At 68.0% G+C, this 16,637-nt stretch carries 20 protein-coding genes and 1 pseudogene; 14 read left to right on the forward strand and 7 right to left on the reverse strand.

Features of this window, described 5'->3' with window-relative positions; translation table 11 throughout:
* Positions 1-33: 33 nt before the first annotated feature.
* Positions 34-1,455, forward strand: coding sequence for a type I glutamate--ammonia ligase (glnA, locus tag ACYVKA_RS07640; protein ID WP_460704299.1), 1,422 nt, complete (start codon positions 34-36; stop codon positions 1,453-1,455).
* A gap of 112 nt (positions 1,456-1,567) precedes the next feature.
* Here the strand turns inward: glnA and ACYVKA_RS07645 are convergent, their stop codons facing one another.
* Genes ACYVKA_RS07645 through ACYVKA_RS07655 form a run of 3 tightly spaced genes read right to left on the reverse strand, consistent with a single transcriptional unit; the run spans position 1,568 to position 4,657 of the window.
* On the reverse strand, positions 1,568-1,861 hold the full coding sequence (locus tag ACYVKA_RS07645; protein WP_460704301.1) for a hypothetical protein: 294 nt from the start codon (positions 1,859-1,861) through the stop codon (positions 1,568-1,570).
* Positions 1,851-2,540, reverse strand: a complete 690-nt coding sequence (locus ACYVKA_RS07650; protein ID WP_394277602.1) for an ABC transporter ATP-binding protein — start codon at positions 2,538-2,540, stop codon at positions 1,851-1,853. The genes ACYVKA_RS07645 and ACYVKA_RS07650 overlap by 11 nt, the downstream gene beginning before the upstream one ends.
* A 53-nt stretch (positions 2,541-2,593) precedes the next feature.
* A complete protein-coding gene (locus ACYVKA_RS07655; RefSeq protein WP_394277603.1) occupies positions 2,594-4,657 on the reverse strand; it encodes a hypothetical protein in 2,064 nt (687 codons plus the stop codon).
* Between the two features lie 713 nt (positions 4,658-5,370).
* Between ACYVKA_RS07655 and ACYVKA_RS07660 the strand changes: the two are divergent.
* Positions 5,371-5,496: pseudogene (locus ACYVKA_RS07660) on the forward strand (hypothetical protein); the annotation flags it as partial.
* 109 nt (positions 5,497-5,605) lie between these two features.
* On the opposite strand, the gene ACYVKA_RS07665 reads toward ACYVKA_RS07660, so the two are convergent.
* Complete coding sequence (locus ACYVKA_RS07665; RefSeq protein ID WP_460704302.1) at positions 5,606-6,619, reverse strand: LacI family DNA-binding transcriptional regulator; 1,014 nt, start codon at positions 6,617-6,619, stop codon at positions 5,606-5,608.
* Positions 6,620-6,762: 143 nt separating this feature from the next.
* On the opposite strand from ACYVKA_RS07665, the gene ACYVKA_RS07670 reads away from it, so the two are divergent.
* The 6 genes from ACYVKA_RS07670 (at position 6,763) to cobA (ending at position 10,870) form a co-directional block, all read left to right on the forward strand.
* Positions 6,763-7,278, forward strand: coding sequence for a precorrin-2 dehydrogenase/sirohydrochlorin ferrochelatase family protein (locus tag ACYVKA_RS07670; RefSeq protein WP_394277605.1), 516 nt, complete (start codon positions 6,763-6,765; stop codon positions 7,276-7,278).
* A 178-nt stretch (positions 7,279-7,456) separates the two neighbouring features.
* Positions 7,457-8,143 carry an energy-coupling factor ABC transporter permease gene (locus ACYVKA_RS07675; RefSeq protein ID WP_460704304.1) on the forward strand — a complete coding sequence of 229 codons (687 nt, stop codon included), beginning with the start codon at positions 7,457-7,459 and terminating at the stop codon, positions 8,141-8,143.
* Positions 8,136-8,486, forward strand: coding sequence for an energy-coupling factor ABC transporter substrate-binding protein (locus ACYVKA_RS07680; protein ID WP_460704306.1), 351 nt, complete (start codon positions 8,136-8,138; stop codon positions 8,484-8,486). Before ACYVKA_RS07675 ends, ACYVKA_RS07680 begins: the two co-directional genes overlap by 8 nt.
* A complete protein-coding gene (gene cbiQ / locus ACYVKA_RS07685; protein ID WP_460704308.1) occupies positions 8,486-9,265 on the forward strand; it encodes a cobalt ECF transporter T component CbiQ in 780 nt (259 codons plus the stop codon). The genes ACYVKA_RS07680 and cbiQ overlap by 1 nt, the downstream gene beginning before the upstream one ends.
* On the forward strand, positions 9,258-10,100 hold the full coding sequence (locus ACYVKA_RS07690; protein WP_460704310.1) for an energy-coupling factor ABC transporter ATP-binding protein: 843 nt from the start codon (positions 9,258-9,260) through the stop codon (positions 10,098-10,100). The genes cbiQ and ACYVKA_RS07690 overlap by 8 nt, the downstream gene beginning before the upstream one ends.
* Positions 10,097-10,870 (forward strand): uroporphyrinogen-III C-methyltransferase, encoded by a 774-nt coding sequence (gene cobA, locus ACYVKA_RS07695; protein ID WP_460704312.1) that lies wholly within the window; start codon positions 10,097-10,099, stop codon positions 10,868-10,870. The genes ACYVKA_RS07690 and cobA overlap by 4 nt, the downstream gene beginning before the upstream one ends.
* Positions 10,871-10,922: 52 nt before the next feature.
* Here cobA and ACYVKA_RS07700 read toward each other — a convergent pair whose 3' ends face one another.
* Entirely contained in the window at positions 10,923-12,029 is a 1,107-nt protein-coding gene (locus ACYVKA_RS07700) for a CobW family GTP-binding protein (protein WP_460704313.1), read from the reverse strand.
* On the reverse strand, positions 12,029-12,298 hold the full coding sequence (locus tag ACYVKA_RS07705) for a type B 50S ribosomal protein L31 (protein WP_460704315.1): 270 nt from the start codon (positions 12,296-12,298) through the stop codon (positions 12,029-12,031). The genes ACYVKA_RS07700 and ACYVKA_RS07705 overlap by 1 nt, the downstream gene beginning before the upstream one ends.
* Positions 12,299-12,424: 126 nt before the next feature.
* Between ACYVKA_RS07705 and rpmB the strand changes: the two genes are divergently transcribed.
* The 6 genes from rpmB to ACYVKA_RS07735 all read left to right on the forward strand — a co-directional run bounded on the left by rpmB (position 12,425) and on the right by ACYVKA_RS07735 (position 16,020).
* Positions 12,425-12,661: a 50S ribosomal protein L28 gene (rpmB, locus tag ACYVKA_RS07710; protein ID WP_460704317.1), complete on the forward strand. Its 237-nt coding sequence runs from the start codon at positions 12,425-12,427 to the stop codon at positions 12,659-12,661.
* A gap of 29 nt (positions 12,662-12,690) precedes the next feature.
* Complete coding sequence (rpmG, locus tag ACYVKA_RS07715; protein WP_394277613.1) at positions 12,691-12,858, forward strand: 50S ribosomal protein L33; 168 nt, start codon at positions 12,691-12,693, stop codon at positions 12,856-12,858.
* Position 12,859: 1 nt separating this feature from the next.
* Positions 12,860-13,165: a 30S ribosomal protein S14 gene (gene rpsN, locus ACYVKA_RS07720; RefSeq protein ID WP_394277614.1), complete on the forward strand. Its 306-nt coding sequence runs from the start codon at positions 12,860-12,862 to the stop codon at positions 13,163-13,165.
* A 5-nt stretch (positions 13,166-13,170) separates the two neighbouring features.
* A complete protein-coding gene (rpmF, locus tag ACYVKA_RS07725) occupies positions 13,171-13,347 on the forward strand; it encodes a 50S ribosomal protein L32 (RefSeq protein ID WP_460704319.1) in 177 nt (58 codons plus the stop codon).
* A 42-nt stretch (positions 13,348-13,389) separates the two neighbouring features.
* A complete protein-coding gene (locus tag ACYVKA_RS07730; RefSeq protein ID WP_460704321.1) occupies positions 13,390-13,665 on the forward strand; it encodes an HU family DNA-binding protein in 276 nt (91 codons plus the stop codon).
* Positions 13,666-13,854: 189 nt separating this feature from the next.
* A complete protein-coding gene (locus ACYVKA_RS07735) occupies positions 13,855-16,020 on the forward strand; it encodes a glucose PTS transporter subunit IIA (RefSeq protein WP_460704323.1) in 2,166 nt (721 codons plus the stop codon).
* Between the two features lie 123 nt (positions 16,021-16,143).
* On the opposite strand, the gene ACYVKA_RS07740 is transcribed toward ACYVKA_RS07735, so the two are convergent.
* Entirely contained in the window at positions 16,144-16,614 is a 471-nt protein-coding gene (locus ACYVKA_RS07740) for a MarR family winged helix-turn-helix transcriptional regulator (protein WP_460704325.1), read from the reverse strand.
* Positions 16,615-16,637: the final 23 nt, after the last annotated feature.

Genomic DNA, 16,637 nt, shown 5'->3' on the forward strand with positions numbered 1-16,637 from the left:
AGGACGAGTACACCCACCTGCACGGAGGAAATCATGTTCCAAGGTCCCGACGACCTGTTGGCCTACATCAAGGACGAGGGCATCGAGACGGTCGACGTCCGCTTCTGCGACCTGCCGGGCGTGATGCAGCACTTCACCGTGCCTGCTGCCGCCTTCGGCCCCGAGGTCTTCGAGGACGGCCTGGCCTTCGACGGTTCATCGATCACGGGATTCACGCGGATCCACGAGTCGGACATGGCGCTGATGCCCGATCCGACCACCGCCTTCATCGACCCTTTCCGGGTGTCGAAGACCCTGGTGGTGAACTTCTTCGTGCACGACCCGATCACCAAGGAGCCCTTCTCCCGGGACCCCCGCAACATCGCCAAGAAGGCCGAGTCCTACTTCGCCTCCACCGGCCTGGGTGACACGGTCTTCTTCGCTCCCGAGGCCGAGTTCTACGTCTTCGACGACGTCCGCTTCCAGACCAAGACCAATGGCTCCTTCTACGAGATCGACTCCGAGGCCGGCGCCTGGAACACCGGGCGGGTCGAGGAGGGTGGCAACCGCGGCTACAAGGTCAAGCTGAAGGGCGGATACTTCCCGGTCTCCCCCGTCGACCACTTCTGCGAGCTGCGCGACGAGATCGTTGCCCACATGGAGAAGCTGGGCATGCAGACCGAGCGCGCCCACTCCGAGGTCGGCACCGGTGGCCAGGCCGAGATCAACTGGCGCTTCGACACCCTGACCGCCAGCGCGGACAAGGTGATGCTGTTCAAGTACCTGGTGAAGAACACCGCCTGGGTGAATGGCAAGACCGCCACCTTCATGCCCAAGCCGATCTTCGGTGACAACGGTTCCGGCATGCACGTGCACAGCTCGCTGTGGAATGACGGCACCAACCTGTTCTACGACGAGAACGGCTACGGCCAGCTCTCCGATCTGGCCCGCTGGTACATCGGTGGCATCCTGAAGCACGCCCCGTCGCTGCTGGCCTTCACCAACCCGTCGACGAACTCCTACCACCGGCTGGTGCCGGGCTTCGAGGCGCCGGTGAACCTGGTCTACTCGGCCCGCAACCGCTCGGCCTGCATGCGCATTCCGTTGACCGGCAGCAATGCCAAGGCCAAGCGCGTGGAGTTCCGCTGCCCCGACCCGTCGGCCAACCCCTACCTGGCCTTCTCCGCCATGCTGATGGCCGGCCTGGACGGCATCCAGAACCGGATCGAGCCGCCGGAGCCGATCGACAAGGACCTCTACGAGCTGCCGCCCGAGGAGCACGCCCAGGTCGCCCAGGTGCCCGCCTCGTTGGAGGAGGCCCTGAAGAACCTGGAGGATGACCACGAGTACCTGCTGCAGGGCGACGTGTTCACCCCGGACCTGATCGAGACCTGGATCCAGATCAAGCGCGCCGACATCGACGAGATCCGCCAGCGGGTCCACCCCTACGAGTTCGACCTGTACTTCGCCATCTGATCCGCGACGCCATCACGGGCACGAGCCGCCATCACCCACGTGATGGCGGCTCGTTGCGTTGTTGGGTCCCTGTCCGAGACGGATCATCCGCCACGCAGCGCTCGGGCCCCGCTCAGCCGATTCGGCGGGCCTGCAATGCCTGTGCTCCCACGGTGACAGCGGCCGCGGCGCACGTCACGACGAAGGTCAACGGCTGGTATCGGTAACTCGAGGCGAACTGCGTCCAGACTTCTCCGAGCACAAATCCCACCAGGGCGCCATTTAGGACCGACGATGCGACGCTGCGGCCTGCCCGGCTGTTCAGCCAGCCCCTCAACAGGAGGTAGGAAAGACCGGCAGCCGCCGCCGCGACACAGAACAGCACCACTGCCTCCATGGCGGCGCGCATCCAAAAATCACTCATCATGAACCTTTCCCAGAAGACGATCAGAAACTACTGGACAGGACTCCTCGCCTGGCAAGGATTCGAGGTGGAGGCATGTCGTGCAGACATCATGGACCATTGCGCTGTGCGTTGCGATCACGACGGCAGCGCCGTCGTCGGCCAAGGTGCGCAGCAAGTCGAGGACACGAACCGCATTGGCATCATCCAGCGATCCAGTCGGCTCATCGGCGAGCACCAACGTGGGCTTCTTGTTCATCAGTCGAGCCACTGCGACTCGTTGCTGCTCACCGCCGCTCAAGACGTGTACGGGCTCCGAGCCTCGCCCGGCCAGCCCGACCGCTTCCAGCTCACTGGTGTAGGAATCTCGCTGCCAGAACCAGATCCTTCCAGTCCCATAGGAGATGTTCCGATTGACTGTCTCGGATTCAACCAGCCCGTAGTCCTGGAAGAGATAGCCCAGCTCCCGACGTCTTAGACTCCTTTTGGCCCGCTCCTTGATCCCCGAGATCGGCTGACCCTTCCAACTGATGGATCCCGCACTCACGTTGTCAAGGGTTCCGATGCAGTTCAACAGGGTGCTCTTGCCTGAGCCGCTGGGGCCCATGAGAGCAGCCATCTGCCCTGGCTGGACCGTCCAGTTCACAGCAGCCCAGAGGGTTCGCGACCCAAATGTTTTCGAACAGTTGACTATCTCGAGCATTGGTTTCCTTTGGCTTTGCCAGCACTGCATCCACCATGATTGGTCATGGACGATCACCGCCCTCCGGTTCGGAGAATTTCAAGGACATTGCGGCGGAGAAGCGTGAACTCCAAGGCCGCCAGCAGAGCAAGCACCACCACCGTCGAGGTGAAGATCAGCCACGGCACGGATACGGCGTGAGTACCGTAGACATTCAACTGGCCAAGCGTCGCGGACCGGGGGCGCGAAAGCCAGAGGATTCCTAGGCCGCTGCAGATGTCAAGGGTGACGAGCAGAGGAGCCATCGCGACCAGCCCCGCCCCCGCGACGGCCCGAACGAAGATCCTGCGCGAATACTGACTGCAGTACATCGCCGTGGCCGCCAACGTACTGATGACCAGGATCGCCAGGAAGCCGAAGAACTCCACTTGGGCGGCGGCCATCGACGAGGCGATCTCCTTGTCGGTGCGCCGTGTGTCGTAAACCAGGGTAGCGACATCAGATACAGATGATCGCAGCGCTGGGGCCCGGTCCAAGGTGCGTCGGACGTCCTGATCCCGAAAGAGCAAACCATCCCCGGTCAGCGCGAAGTCCGGTCCTGGCACGAGGGCACGCGGATAGACGAGCACCACCGGCGAGACTGCCCTGCGCAAGCCGGCGCCATCGCGCCCCATGAGGACCTGACCGCTCGGGACTTCGACCACATCCACTGGGACACGCTGTGTGTCCCAACCGGGCACCGTGCCCAGGTTCCCTGCTGCAAAGACGGTCGCAGCGTATTCTTCGACATCTCTGCGTGACTTGCTGGGTAGGCCCTTCGGGACCAGGACGGTCATGGCCCGGGGGTTCAAATCCTTGTCAGGATCCAAGAGCCGCCCGTCTTCCAGCATGATCTTGGAGACGCGCAGGAGTGCCGGACTTGCTTCCAAAAGATAACGAACTCCCTCCGTACTCACGTCCAATGGAGATCCTGCGTCACTGCTGACGAAGAACATCGGCGTCACATTGGCCATCAGCAACGATCCGTCTTGGTATAGCGGTTGAATCTGTGATCCGATGGTATTCGCGATCTGCGGATTGTCCGATGCCCCTGCGTTGACTCCATAGCGGCTTGCCGCGACCAAGGGCCCCGGATCAGAAAGGACGGCGCTCAATTCTCGGCGTTGAGCCACACTCACTGACAACGTCGTCACGATGCCAACGCACATGATCACGCTGATCCCCCGAATCACGTAGACCACGGGGATGGCAAGGACTGACACGGTACGTCCCTTGACGGCCTCGAGGACCGTCAACCGACTCAACAGAAACTGCGATGCACTGATCGCCGTCACGCACACAATGACCAAACCGAGGATGAAGACGAGCGCCAGCAAGGTTCCCGGAATCACGAACAGTGGAGGGATTTGGGTTGCTGCCACCCCCGAGGCTGCCAGGACCAAGCCGATTCCCAGCCCCACGATCGACCCAGACCATGCCAGACACTGGTTCATGGCGATGAGAGGCCGACTCTGCCCGTGCAGCACCTGAAGTCCGGCCCGGCGTCCGCTTCGCAGGGTGGCCCCTCCAGCCAACAGGAAGACCAGGAGTGCCGCAGCGACCATCGTGCGACTTCCCAGTGCCAGGGCCCGCCCCCGCCAGAAGGAGAAGTCGTTCCCGGCCTCAAGCTCGATGGCCCAGTTTTTTTGGAGGAAGTACTTCTGGGCTGCCTGCCCCGCTTCCAATGAGCGATCTCCCATGAAGGCCAAATAGGCCACACCCGGCTCGAATTTCTCGATGATCGTGGGATGCTGCTCCAGATCGACTGCACGCATCTGGCAGGGATTGCGCAGGCAGGGATAACCCTGCACTGTCCACTTGGAGAATTCTGAACCTTGGCGAGCTGGAACGCCCGCCACCACGCCCTGCATGTCCGCGGAGGGGCTGCCAGCCACCACGACATCCACATCGTAGGCAGCAGCCCAGTGCCGCATCTCTTCGAGCGGATAGGAAGTACCCACCAGCTCGGGGGGTCGGGCAGCGGCGTTCCATGTCGTGACATCCACTCCAAGGAGAGGGTCGCGGCTGGCATTCCACACGACGGCGCACGCCAAGTAGATGGCGATCAGCGCCGACAGGACCGCAGTAAACCGTCTCATCCCAACCTTTTCCAGGAGATCCCCACTGGGCCGCCACGGGGTCTCATCACTGAGGGAACCGGCTCAATGGAAAGGGTTCAATTATCACTCTGCTACGGGGGTCACCCATACACATTGCGGTGACCCCCGCAGTCATTCTGCACATCGAGCCCGAGGATCGACACCAGTGGCGTGCTGCAAGGCGCGCCCCCCATCCGAGTCAACACTTTCGGTAGAACGACTCCCTTGCACTCGTCACGTCCGCCAAGGACGACTTCGCCCACGTCTCGGTCGAGGGGCCCATGCACTTGGACTGGTGAGTCCTGTGAACCCCAGCCTTTGTATTTCCTGCCGTGGACGAGCCATGGTTCACGCTATGGTGTTTGTAGTTCGACCACACCGAAGTTCCTGCCACGCCATGATCCCAAAAGGACTTGCAGTTGCGGCCGAGCCAGTTGCAGTCACCCGATACGGTGACTGCTGCTGCGGGACCAACCGCAGTGGCCCCCATTGAGAGCGCGACGATGACGGCTCGCGCCAGACCCCTCTTCAGATTCATGGTATTCCCTTCCCTGGTTGGAAAACACGGCGGACGCGGTGTGTTGGTGACAGTACAGGGGGGGTGAGCAGCGTCAACCGATGGCTGGCCTCCGGGCGAGGGGGGACTCGACCAAGCCGCTGATGTCGTGGTGTTCCTGCGCTGGCCGGCCAACACATGGCTAGGGTTCGCCGGCATGCTGCAGGGTGACGTGTTCACCACCGACCTGATCGAGACCTGGGTCGACATCAAGCGCGCCGAGATCGACGAGCTGCGCCAGCGGGTGCACCCCTACGAGTTCGACCTGTACTTCGCCATCTGAGGCACTGCAGGACTCGCAGTACGACGACTGGGGCCGGTCACCGTGTGGTGACCGGCCCCAGTCGTGTCCCTGCGGGCGGTGGCTGGCGTGCCCGGGGGCCTCTCGCTGGCTAGCCCAGGATCTCGCCGGAGGAGCCGCGCACGGCGAGCTCGGGGAAGGGCCCGATCTGGCTGGTGGGCTCGCCGTCCTCCAGCAGGTTGACCAGCGATCGGGCGGCCAAGGCACCGATCTGCTCGGTGTGGCGGCGCAGGGCGCTGATTCCGGGGCGCATCATGCGCAGCGCCGGCGAGTCCTCGAAGCTGGCGATGCACACGTCCGTGCCCACCGTCAGGCCGGCATCGGTGCAGGCGGTGAAGCCGCCGACGGTCATCAGCTCGTTGTCGTAGAGCAGGGCGGTGGGTGCATTGCCGGAGCGGACCAGCCGTTCGCTGGCGTCCATGCCGGTCAACTCGTCGCCGGTGACGACGTGGACCACCTGGGGGATCATGCCGTGGTGACGTGCCCGCGCCTTGAAGGCCTCGGCCCGCCATGAGACGTACTGGAGCTCGGGCGGCCCGGTCACATAGGCGGTGCGCTGGTGGCCGCGCGCGGCGAAGTGGTCAACCAACAACTGTGTGGTGCCCACCTCCTCGACGCCGACGGTGCTGATCTTCTCGGCCACCGGCCCGCCGATGGTGACCCCGGGCATGCCGATCTCGGTGAGGACCCGGGCGCGGGAGTCATCGATGGTGGGGCGCAGCAGCACGACCCCGTCGACGCGACGCTCGGCCCACCAGGTGCGCAGTGTGCGCTCCTCGGCCTCGATCGAGGGCACCACCTGCAGCACGATCGAGAGGTGGTTCTTGTCGAGTTCGCGCTGCATGCCGGCCATGAAACGCATGATGAAGGCCTCGGCATGGTCGTCCCCGACGCCGCGCTGCAGGGTGAGGCCGAAGGAGCCGACCCTCTTGCCAGACAGCGCTGCCGCCGCCGCGCTGCGGGTCCAGCCCAGCTCGACGGCCACCTGCTTGATGCGCTCCCGCGTGGACTCCGAGACCCCGGGGCGATCATTGAGGGCGAAGGAGACGGCTCCCGGCGAGACCCCCGCCTCGCGCGCGATGTCCTTGATGGTTACTCGCTTCACCCAATCGACTATTACGGTTTATCACCCAGGCTTCAACCGCTCGATCCCATCCGAGACGGGATCGGGGAGAAGATCACCCCGAACTATCACCCCTGCGGCCTTGTGCGAGACTGACGGGGAGCGCCAGCGGCAGTGAGGTGAGAATGACAAGCCCAACCACGAGTGACGACGGCCCGCCTGCCCCGGACTGCAGCCAGCCGGTCTACCTGAGCGGGCTGGACCTGCACGGCCGCCGGGTCCTGGTCGTGGGCGCCGGCCGTGTCGCCAGCCGCCGCATCCCCCGCCTCCTCGAGGCCGGCGCCCTGGTCGAGGTAGTCGCTCCGCAGGCCTCCGAGCACGTCGAGGCCCTGGCTCGGCAAGGACGCCTGGCGTGGCACCAGCGGTGCGCCACGGCCCAGGACATCGACGGCGCCTGGTACGTCATGGTGGCCACCGCGGATCCCGAGGCCAACGAGGCCATCTCTGCAGCAGCCCAGCGGGCGCGGATCTTCTGTGTGCGGGCCGACCTCGCCTCCCGCGGGACCGCATGGACCCCGGCCACCACACGGATCGGGGATTTCACCGTCGGCGTGGTGGGCAATCGTGACCCCCACGGCTCGATGGAACTGCGTCGACGCATCGTCGAGGCGCTGGCCGAGACGCCCCCGGATGCCGACTGATCCCCGAAAGATGCAAGACTGGACCACACAACTACACAGCCCGTGACGGGTGCGAGGAAGCCGGACGAGCCGGCACGGTCGCGCCACTGTGTCCGAGACCCAGGTCTCGGGAGTCAGGAACTCCCCCGTCATGGCAGTCACTCAACCGAGACGCGTCATCTCGAGAAAGTTGCCTCCCATGCACATCGCCGAGGGATTCCTGTCCCCCATGCAGTGCGCCGCCTGGTATGCGGTGAGCGCACCCTTCGTCATCCACGGCGCCCGCGCCGTGATCGCCCAGAGTCGCCGGAGTCCGGAGAACCGCATGCTGCTGGCTGCGGCCGGCGCCTTCACCTTCGTCCTGTCGGCCATCAAGCTGCCATCGGTCTCCGGCAGCTCCTCCCACCCCACCGGCACCGGCCTGGGCGCGGTGCTCTTCCGTCCGCCGGTGATGGCCTTCCTCGGCACGGTCGTCCTGCTCTTCCAGGCCCTCCTGCTGGCCCACGGCGGGATCACGACGCTGGGGGCCAATGTCTTCTCCATGGCGGTCGTCGGACCCTGGGTCGGCTACAGCGCCTTCCTGCTGACCCGCCAGCTGGGCGCCAGCTCCGCGGTCGCCGTCTTCATGGCGATGTTCTTCGCCGACATGGCCACGTACTGCACCACCTCACTGCAGCTGGCCCTGGCCTACCCGGACCCGTCCTCCGGGATCGCCGGTGCCCTGGGCAAGTTCCTGGGGGTCTTCGCCATCACCCAGGTCCCCCTGGCCGTCATGGAGGGTCTGCTGGGAGTGGTCATCTTCGGCTTCCTCGGCCGCGTCGCCCCGCAGGACCTCGCCCGACTCGGCATCCGGACCACCACCTCGAAGGAGCTGCAGCATGCCTGAGAGCCCCCGCCGCAAGCCCTGGGTCACGCCGCTGCTGCTGGCTGCCGTCGTGGCCATCTTCGCCCTGAGCATGGCGCTGGCGCCGCGTCCGGCTGGCGACGGCCAGGAGGCCTTCGCCGGCACCGATTCCGTGGTCACCGAGATGCTCGCGGACAACGGAGTCATCCCTTGGTTCGAACCGCTCTTCGAGCCCGGCAGCGGGGAGGTCGAGTCGGGCCTGTTCGCCCTGCAGGCCGGGCTGGGAGGTGGTCTGCTCGGCTACGCGCTCGGCAACCTGCGCGGACGCCACCAGCAGCGCCGGGAGGACCAGAACGCCGCGGCCAGCCGGGAGCCGGCTGCCTGATGCACATCCCCGTCATCGACGACGCCGCCTGGGCCAGCCCCTGGCGGCGTCGTCCCGTCGGCACCAAGATGGCGCTCAGCCTGGCGCTGGTGCTCACCGCCCTGGTCGGCCCGGTCTGGCCGACGGTCCCCCTCGTGGCGCTGACCAGCCTCGCACTGCTGCTGGGGCCGGCCCGGATCAGGGCGAGCGCACTGGCCAGGGTCCTGGCCGCACCCCTGCTGTTCATCGCGTCGGGGGCGGTGACGGTGGCGGTCGGCCTGGGCGCTCCGCCGACGAGCACGACAGTGCTGTGGCGGTGGGGACTGGTGTCGGTGAGCCGAGAGTCGCTCACCCAGTCCGTCGGGTTGCTGGGGCATGGTATTGCCGGAACACTGGCCCTCATGGTGCTGGCCACCACCACCCCGATGGTGGACCTGGTGACGTGGGCCCGACGCTGCCGGGTGCCCGACCCGCTGCTCGAGGTCGCCTCGCTCGTCTACCGCCTGTGCTGGGTGCTGCTGGCCACGGTGGAGGCCATGCACGAGGCGCAGCAGGCCCGTCTGGGCGGCTGCGCCCCCCTGCGCCGCCGGCTCAGGACGACCGGAGAGACGATCGGGCAGGTGATGGTGCGCTCCTGGGACCACGCCCGTCGACTGGAGGACGGGATGGCCGGACGCGGTTACGAGGACTCGCTCACCACCCTGGCCGTCGAACCAGCCCGGACCCGCCCCTTCACCGCCGCCGTCGCGGTGCTGCTGGCCGTCCTGTGGGCCCTGCTGTGGCTGGTGACCCGTGGCTGAGCACGAACCGCTGCTGGCGGCCGAGTCCGTCTCGGCCCGCTTCGACGACCACCCCGTCCTCACCGGCGCCAGCATCACCCTGCCACGGGGCAGCCGCACCGCCCTGCTGGGCGCCAATGGCTCGGGCAAGACGACCCTGCTGCGCTGCCTGTCGGGAGCGCACCGCCCCGACCAGGGGCAAGTGCTGCTGGCAGGGCGTGCACTGCGACACGATCGCACGGGCCTGCGGGAGCACCGCCGCCGGGTCCAGCTGGTGCTGCAGGACCCCGACGACCAGCTCTTCAGCGCCGACGTGGCCCAGGACGTCTCCTTCGGGCCGATGAACCTGGGGCTGGCCGAGGCCGAGGTGCGCTCCCGCGTCGCCGAGGCACTCGACCTGCTTGCCGTCACCCACCTGGCCGCCAGGCCCACCCACCAGCTGTCCTATGGGGAGCGCAAACGGGTGGCGACGGCCGGGGCGGTGGCGATGCGGCCCCAGGTGCTGCTGCTCGACGAGCCCACAGCCGGCCTCGACCCTGCGGGGGTCCACGAGATGCTGGCCGCCCTGGAAAGGCTGCGCGGCGAGGGCGCCACGGTGGTGCTGGCCACGCACGACGTCGACCTCGCGCTGGCCTGGGCCGACGAGGCGGCCGTGGTGGCCGACGGCCGGGTGCGCCAGGGCCCCGTCGCGGAACTGCTCGACGATTCCGAACTGCTGGTCCGCGCCCGGCTGCACCGGCCCTGGCCGCTGGAGCTGGCGGCCCGGCTCGGGCTGCCCGGCCGCCCCCGCCATCTGGACGAGATGGCCGCACTGCTGCAACGATCCGCACAGAACCCAACCGAGGAAGCACCATGACGTCTTCAGCCCCATCCGGCACCCTTGCCCCACTCGAGCCCGGGACGGTCACCCTGGTGGGCGGTGGGCCCGGCGATCCGGGGCTGGTCACCGTCGCGGGCCTCGCGGCGCTGCGCCAGGCCGATGTGGTGCTGGTCGACCACCTGGCTCCCCAGGACAGCCTGGCCGAGGTGAGCGAGTCCTGCGAGGTGGTCTGGGTGGGCAAGCTGCCACGCGGCGAGTTCGTGCCCCAGGAGCGGATCAACGAGCTGCTGGTCGAGCACGCCCGGGCCGGACGCCGCGTGGTCCGCTTCAAGGGAGGCGACAACTTCGTCTTCGGCCGGGGCGGCGAGGAGTGGCAGGCCTGCGCGGCGGCAGGGGTGGCGGTGCGCGTGGTGCCCGGCGTCACCTCCAGCGTCGCAGCCCCAGCCCTGGCGGGGATCCCGGTGACCCACCGCAGCCTGGTGCAGGGCTTCACGGTCGTCAGCGGCCATGTGCCGCCGGGTGACGAGCGTTCCAGCCTCGACTGGCAGGCGCTGGCCCGTACCCGCACCACGCTGGTGGTGCTGATGGGGGTGAAGTACCTGCCCGAGATCATCGAGGCACTGGTGTCAGGCGGCCTCGATTTCCGGACGCCGGCTGCGGTGGTCGCCAGCGCGGGCACCCCCGGGATGCGCACCATCCGGGGGCAGCTGGACGGGATCGTCGCCCTGGCCGCGGACGTGCGCCCCCCGGCGGTGACGGTGATCGGTGAGGTCGCCGGCCTGGAACTGGACGCCGTCGAGGCCTGAGGGGGCGTGCCCGGTCGAGACAGCCCCTGCTCCACTGCCCCGGCCGGCCCGGTCACCCCGCCTGGGGAAGCTCGACCTCCCCGAGCCAGGCCTCCAGCCCGTCGCTTCGTCCTGCCCAGCGGGCCGCGGCGCTGCTCTGCTCGTGCTCGCTGAGCAGCACGTCCCGGAAGGCCCTCTCGATCCGCCCCCGGGTCTCCTGGCAGGTGCCGGTGACCACCAGGCGGGTGCGACGCTCCTGCTCGCACCAGTGGCCCACCTCGCCGATGCTGAGCTGTCCGCCCGAGCCGTCCCAGACGCACACGGCATCGGGGCGTGAGGGCAGCCAGAAGCAGCCGCGGGCCCGCACCGGTCCACTGCCCAGCAGTTCCACCTGGTCGAGCAGCCGTTGGGGATGGAAGGCGCGGGTGCTGTCGAGGACCACGGTCCACACCCCATCACGCTCCTCGTGGCAGCGCACGCGCCGCCGGGAGGGGGCCAGGCGCGCATCGAGTGCCTCGACATCATGGTTCCCGGCCAGCAGTGCCCCCACGTCGAGCCGATGCAGCCCCGTGACGCGGTGCACCTCGGGAGGCAGGACGTGCTCCAGCAGGGAGCTGGCCTGCGGCTGGGCGTGGTCGAGGGTGACGACCGTGTCGGCGGCGTCGAGCTGGGCCGACAGTGCCTCACCCACCGCGCGCGCGTCGTGCTCGGACAGCGCCAGTCCGCGCTCGGCCAACAGGTGGCCGCCCAGCAGGTCGTCGACCAGCGTCTCGGGGTCGACGACGGCGAGGCTGTGCGCCAGCCGGGCCTGCAGGGCCTGCTGGTCGATGGCGTACTGCAGCTGCTGGGCCACCTGTTCGTTCGCGGCACCAACCGGCAGGGTCACCAGGGCACTCGACCACCGTCCCTGCTCCGCGACCCACTGCAGGGTGGGCACCAGGCCCTCGCGCGCCGTGCAGCTGAGGCAGCCGTGGTCGAGTTCGGTGAGGCTGGTGAAGACGACCCCGGTGATGTCGCTGACGGTGCAGCGCACCTCCTGCGGGCCGTCGGCGCCGGCGACGAGCTCGTGGCGCACCTCGACCCCGTCCCCGAGGTCACAGGCCAGGGCCAGGCTGGCGAGGTCGCGCACCGTCGGGTCGATGGTGGCCAGCAGCACCACGGCCAGCGGCCCGCGCCTCATCAGGCACCGCCGGGGCGTGCGTAACGACGGTGGAACTTCTCGATGCGGCCCTCGGTGTCGATCGTGCGGGAGCGCCCGGTCCAGAAGGGGTGGCTGGCGCTGGAGACCTGCACGTCGACGACCGGGTAGGTGCTGCCGTCGCTCCAGGTGATGGTGGGGGCGTCGTCACCCAGCTGGGCGACGATCGTCGAGCGGGTGAGCAGCTGGCTCCCGGCGGAGCGGTCCCGGAAGACGACGGGGCCGTAGGACGGATGGATCTCGGGCTTCATGGCTTCCTTCGTGGGCTGTCTTGACCTTTGTTTGGGAATGATTATCATTTTCTAGTCCACAGTCAAGGCGGGCCCTCGATGGCCCACAGACCAACCACACCCACCGACCAACCCAGGAGGAGAAGGATGCGCGCCAGATGCCAGGTGACCGGGAAGGGGCCCCTCCGGGCCAACCATGTCTCCCACTCCCACCGGCGAACGCCCCGGCGCCAGGAGCCGAACCTGCAGCACAAGAGCTTCTGGGTCCCCACCCTGGGGCGGCGGGTCCGGCTGCGCGTCAGCGCCAAGGGCCTGCGCGTGATCGACGCCCGAGGCATCGACGCCGTGGTCGGCCAGATGCTCAACGAGGGCCAGAAGATCTGACCCCCACCCACACAGACAGGAGGAAGCGCATGGCCAAGAAGTCCGACGTGCGCCCCATCATCAAGCTCCGCAGCACCACAGGAACCGGCTACACCTACGTCACCCGGAAGAACCGACGCAATGACCCCGACCGGCTCAGCCTGCGCAAGTTCGACCCGATCATCCGCCAGCACGTCGAGTTCAAGGAGACCCGCTGACATGGCCAAGAAGTCCAAGATCGCCAAGGACGCCCAGCGTCGCGTCCTCGTGGAACGGTATGCCGAGCGTCGCGCCGAGCTGAAGGCGACGATCGCCAACGCCACCGCCAGCCACGACGAGAAGGCGGCCGCCCGACGGGCCCTGGCCCGGCTCCCCCGGGACTCCTCCCCCGTGCGGCTGCGCAACCGCGATGCCGTCGACGGGCGCCCGCGCGGCTTCCTGCGCAAGGCGGGCATCAGCCGTGTGCGCTTCCGGGAGATGGCGCATGCCGGCGAGCTTCCCGGCATCACGAAGTCGAGCTGGTGATCGCCATGGCCGTCCCCAAGCGCAAGATCTCCCGCGCCAACACCCGCCACCGCCGCGCCCAGTGGAGGGCGAGCGTTCCCGAACTCGTCGAGGTCCGAGTCGACGGCCGCACCGTCCAGGTGCCGCGACGCCTCGTGGCCGCCGCCCACCGAGGACTCGTCGACCCCGACCGGCTCCGCTGACCCGGCGGAGCCGGCCCACCGCCAACCACCACAGGAGAAACCATGACCCATTGCGAGCTCGTCGCCGACATCGCCCAGCACACCGGGCAGAGTGCCGCCGAGGTGGGCCGCATCCTGGCCTGCCTGGCCGATCGCGTCACCGCACACCTCAAGGAGGGCACGAAGGTGCAGGTCAACGGGCTGTTCGTCGCCGAGGCCGCCCCCCGCGAGGAACGACCCGGACGCAATCCCCGCACCGGCGAGCCGATCACGATCCCCGCCCACCGGGCCGTGCGGATCACCGCCTCGTCCACCCTCAGGAGGGCCGTTCGCGCCTGATCCGGGCAGTCCGGCAGCCCCGCTGCCCGAAGCAGACATCGCTGGCCACACAGGCGGAAGCAGACCAGGACCCGTCCTTGGAAAAAGGAGCGGATACTGGTCGCCAGCACCAACAGCTCGGGGTATCTTCAGGGCATTCGTGCCACCGACGGCACGTGGAACTGCACAACTCCGGCAGAAGGCACAACCATGGCAGAAGACACCGCCAGGCGGATCATCGAGGAGGTGGGCGGCGCCGAGAACGTCGCCAGCCTCACCCACTGCGCCACTCGACTCCGCTTCGAACTCCACGACTCCAGCAAGGTCGACACGGCCCGCATGGAACAGATCCCCGGCGTGATGGGCGCAGTCCCGCAGTCAGGCAACCGCTACCAGGTCGTCATGGGCGGCGCCGTCGCCAACGCCTACAGCGACATCATGCAGCTGCCCGAGATGGGCAAGGCAGGCTCTGCCAGCGATGACGACATCAAGGCCGCCGCCCGCGCCGGCGGCGTGCGCGGCAAGAGCGCCGGCGTCGACGCCTTCTTCGAGTTCCTCAGCGACTCCTTCCGCCCGATCCTGGGCGTGCTGCTCGGCGCCTCGCTGATCATCGCCTTCACCGCCGTGCTCGACGCCCTCAAGATCGTCGACTTCCGCGCCGCCGACAAGCCGGCCAGCTGGCTCTTCGTCGACGCGATGTGGAAGAGCGTCTTCTTCTTCCTGCCGATCATGGTGGCCTACAACGGCGCCAAGAAGCTCAAGGTGGACCCGTGGATCGGCGGCGCCATCATGCTCGCGCTGATGACCCCCGAATACCGCCAGGGCCTCTACAACGCCGCCAACACCGTGTGCACCAAGAACCCAACGCTGGGCACCGAGAGCTGCGTGGCGCGGGTCTTCGGCATTCCCCTGCAGCTCAACGACTACAACGGCCAGGTCTTCGTGCCGCTGCTGATGGTCGCCGTGCTGGCCGTGCTCTACCGCTTCCTGCAGAAGATCTTCCCGGCCAACCTGCAGATGGTCTTCGTGCCCTTCTTCTGCCTGCTGATCATGATCCCGCTGACCGCCTTCCTGCTCGGCCCGATCGGCGTCTGGCTCGGCACCGCGATCGGTGGCGGACTGGCGTGGATGAACACCAATGCGCCCTTCATCTTCGCCATCGCGATCCCGATGATCTACCCCTTCCTGGTCCCGCTGGGCCTGCACTGGCCGCTCAACGCCCTCATGCTGATCAACATCCAGGCGCTGGGCTATGACTTCATCCAGGGCCCCATGGGCGCCTGGAACTTCGCCTGCTTCGGCGCCACCGCCGGCGTGCTGGTGCTCGCCATGCGCGACAAGGACGTGGTGATGCGTCAGACCGCCTCGGGCGCGCTGGCGGCCGGCCTGCTGGGCGGCATCTCCGAGCCCTCCCTCTACGGCATCCACCTGCGCTTCAAGCGCATCTACCCCTCGATGCTGATCGGCTGCTTCGTCGGCGGCCTCGTGATCGCCGTCGGCGGACTGCTCGGCATGGCCGACGACGGCATCCGCACCAATGCCTTCGTCTTCACCTCCCTGCTGACCATCCCGGTCTTCAACCCGATGCTGCTCTACGTGATCGCCATTCTCGCGGCCTTCTTCACCGCCATGGCCCTGGTGGTCGTGCGCGGCTACCAGACCAAGGAGGAGCGCGCCGAGGCCCGTGCCCTGCGCGAGGCCGGCGCCTCCGACCCCCTGGCCGCCGCCTCGGGACTGGAGGCCGCCCCCGCACTGGCCACCGCCGGTGCCGGTGCCGGTGCCACCGCCGCCACCGTGACCTCGCCTGAGGCCGTCGCCCCGGCCGCTGGCACTGCCAGCACCGAGGGTGTTGCGGCCGCCGGCCAGTCCGCGCCGGCCAAGCAGCCGAAGCCCGCGATGGTGCCCGGCACCGTCACCGAGGTGGGCGCTCCCCTGGCAGGCCGCGTCATGCCGCTGTCCGAGGTGCCGGATCCCGTCTTCAGCAAGGGCATCGTCGGCCTGGGCGTCGGCATCGACCCGAGCGGTGACACCGTCGTCGCTCCCGCTGCCGGCACCGTGATCGTCGCCCAGAAGACCGGACATGCCTTCGGTCTGCGCCTGGACAGCGGCGTCGAGCTGCTGGTCCACGTCGGCATCGACACCGTCAACCTCGAGGGTCGCGGCTTCGACGTGAAGGCCGCCAAGGGCGACCGTGTGGAGGCCGGGACCCCGCTGGTCACCTTCGACCGCTCCGTCATCGAGGAGGCCGGCTACTCGCTGGTCACCCCCGTGCTGGTGACCAACCACAAGAAGTTCGGCGAGGTGGCCCAGGCCGCCGACGGACAGGTCCAGGTGGGCGACCTGGTGCTGCGCACCACCGCCAAGCCGGCCCAGTGACCCACCGGGGCAACTGAACCGCAGCAAGGACCCGCGACGGCGGGGTGGGAGTCGAGCTCCCGCCCCGCCGTCGTGCATGCCACGTCACAGGAACGGTGTGACGGGCGGCGCCGGGCCCGGCGCTCAGTCGCTCGGGGGTCGGTCCATCCGATCCAGCTCGCGCACCAGCTTGAGGCTGAGCGAGCGAAGCTGCTCGACGTCGGCCTCGTCCCAGCCATCCAGGGCCCGCTCCACCACGCACTGCCGATGCCGGCGCACCGTGCGCAGCAGGGCCTCCCCCTTCCCGGAGAGGCGGGCGCACTGGATCCGGCGGTCGTCGGGAAGGGTTTGTTTCTCCACCAGCCCCAGCTGGGCCAACCGGCTGATGCGGCGCGAGGCCGTCGAGAGCTCGAGGCAGTGGGCCTCGGCCAGCTCCCCGATGCTGAGGGTACGTCCCTCCAGCTGGAAGAGCAGGTCGAGCTGGCCGCTTTCGAGCTGGGATACGGAACGACGTTCACGCCTGCGGGTGCGCAGCACGGCGCTGACCACCTCGCTGATCGCATGACTGACGTCAGGCCGGTCACCGACTCCCGGTGTGGGGCAGGAAGTTGTCACCCGCCCCATTGTGGGTCTTCACC

Source organism: Luteococcus sediminum (genome assembly GCF_054783495.1).

Bases quoted from the DNA above. Each gene is read 5' to 3' on its own strand.
- ACYVKA_RS07700 (WP_460704313.1), bottom strand. From the start codon at position 12,029: ATGAGGCGCGGGCCGCTGGCCGTGGTGCTGCTGGCCACCATCGACCCG.
- ACYVKA_RS07680 (WP_460704306.1), top strand. From the start codon at position 8,136: ATGCCTGAGAGCCCCCGCCGCAAGCCCTGGGTCACGCCGCTGCTGCTG.
- ACYVKA_RS07670 (WP_394277605.1), top strand. From the start codon at position 6,763: ATGACAAGCCCAACCACGAGTGACGACGGCCCGCCTGCCCCGGACTGC.
- rpmG (WP_394277613.1), top strand. From the start codon at position 12,691: ATGGCCAAGAAGTCCGACGTGCGCCCCATCATCAAGCTCCGCAGCACC.
- ACYVKA_RS07650 (WP_394277602.1), bottom strand. From the start codon at position 2,540: ATGCTCGAGATAGTCAACTGTTCGAAAACATTTGGGTCGCGAACCCTC.
- ACYVKA_RS07730 (WP_460704321.1), top strand. From the start codon at position 13,390: ATGACCCATTGCGAGCTCGTCGCCGACATCGCCCAGCACACCGGGCAG.
- ACYVKA_RS07705 (WP_460704315.1), bottom strand. From the start codon at position 12,298: ATGAAGCCCGAGATCCATCCGTCCTACGGCCCCGTCGTCTTCCGGGAC.
- glnA (WP_460704299.1), top strand. From the start codon at position 34: ATGTTCCAAGGTCCCGACGACCTGTTGGCCTACATCAAGGACGAGGGC.
- ACYVKA_RS07645 (WP_460704301.1), bottom strand. From the start codon at position 1,861: ATGATGAGTGATTTTTGGATGCGCGCCGCCATGGAGGCAGTGGTGCTG.
- ACYVKA_RS07655 (WP_394277603.1), bottom strand. From the start codon at position 4,657: ATGAGACGGTTTACTGCGGTCCTGTCGGCGCTGATCGCCATCTACTTG.
- rpmB (WP_460704317.1), top strand. From the start codon at position 12,425: ATGCGCGCCAGATGCCAGGTGACCGGGAAGGGGCCCCTCCGGGCCAAC.
- rpsN (WP_394277614.1), top strand. From the start codon at position 12,860: ATGGCCAAGAAGTCCAAGATCGCCAAGGACGCCCAGCGTCGCGTCCTC.
- ACYVKA_RS07735 (WP_460704323.1), top strand. From the start codon at position 13,855: ATGGCAGAAGACACCGCCAGGCGGATCATCGAGGAGGTGGGCGGCGCC.
- rpmF (WP_460704319.1), top strand. From the start codon at position 13,171: ATGGCCGTCCCCAAGCGCAAGATCTCCCGCGCCAACACCCGCCACCGC.
- ACYVKA_RS07675 (WP_460704304.1), top strand. From the start codon at position 7,457: ATGCACATCGCCGAGGGATTCCTGTCCCCCATGCAGTGCGCCGCCTGG.
- cobA (WP_460704312.1), top strand. From the start codon at position 10,097: ATGACGTCTTCAGCCCCATCCGGCACCCTTGCCCCACTCGAGCCCGGG.
- cbiQ (WP_460704308.1), top strand. From the start codon at position 8,486: ATGCACATCCCCGTCATCGACGACGCCGCCTGGGCCAGCCCCTGGCGG.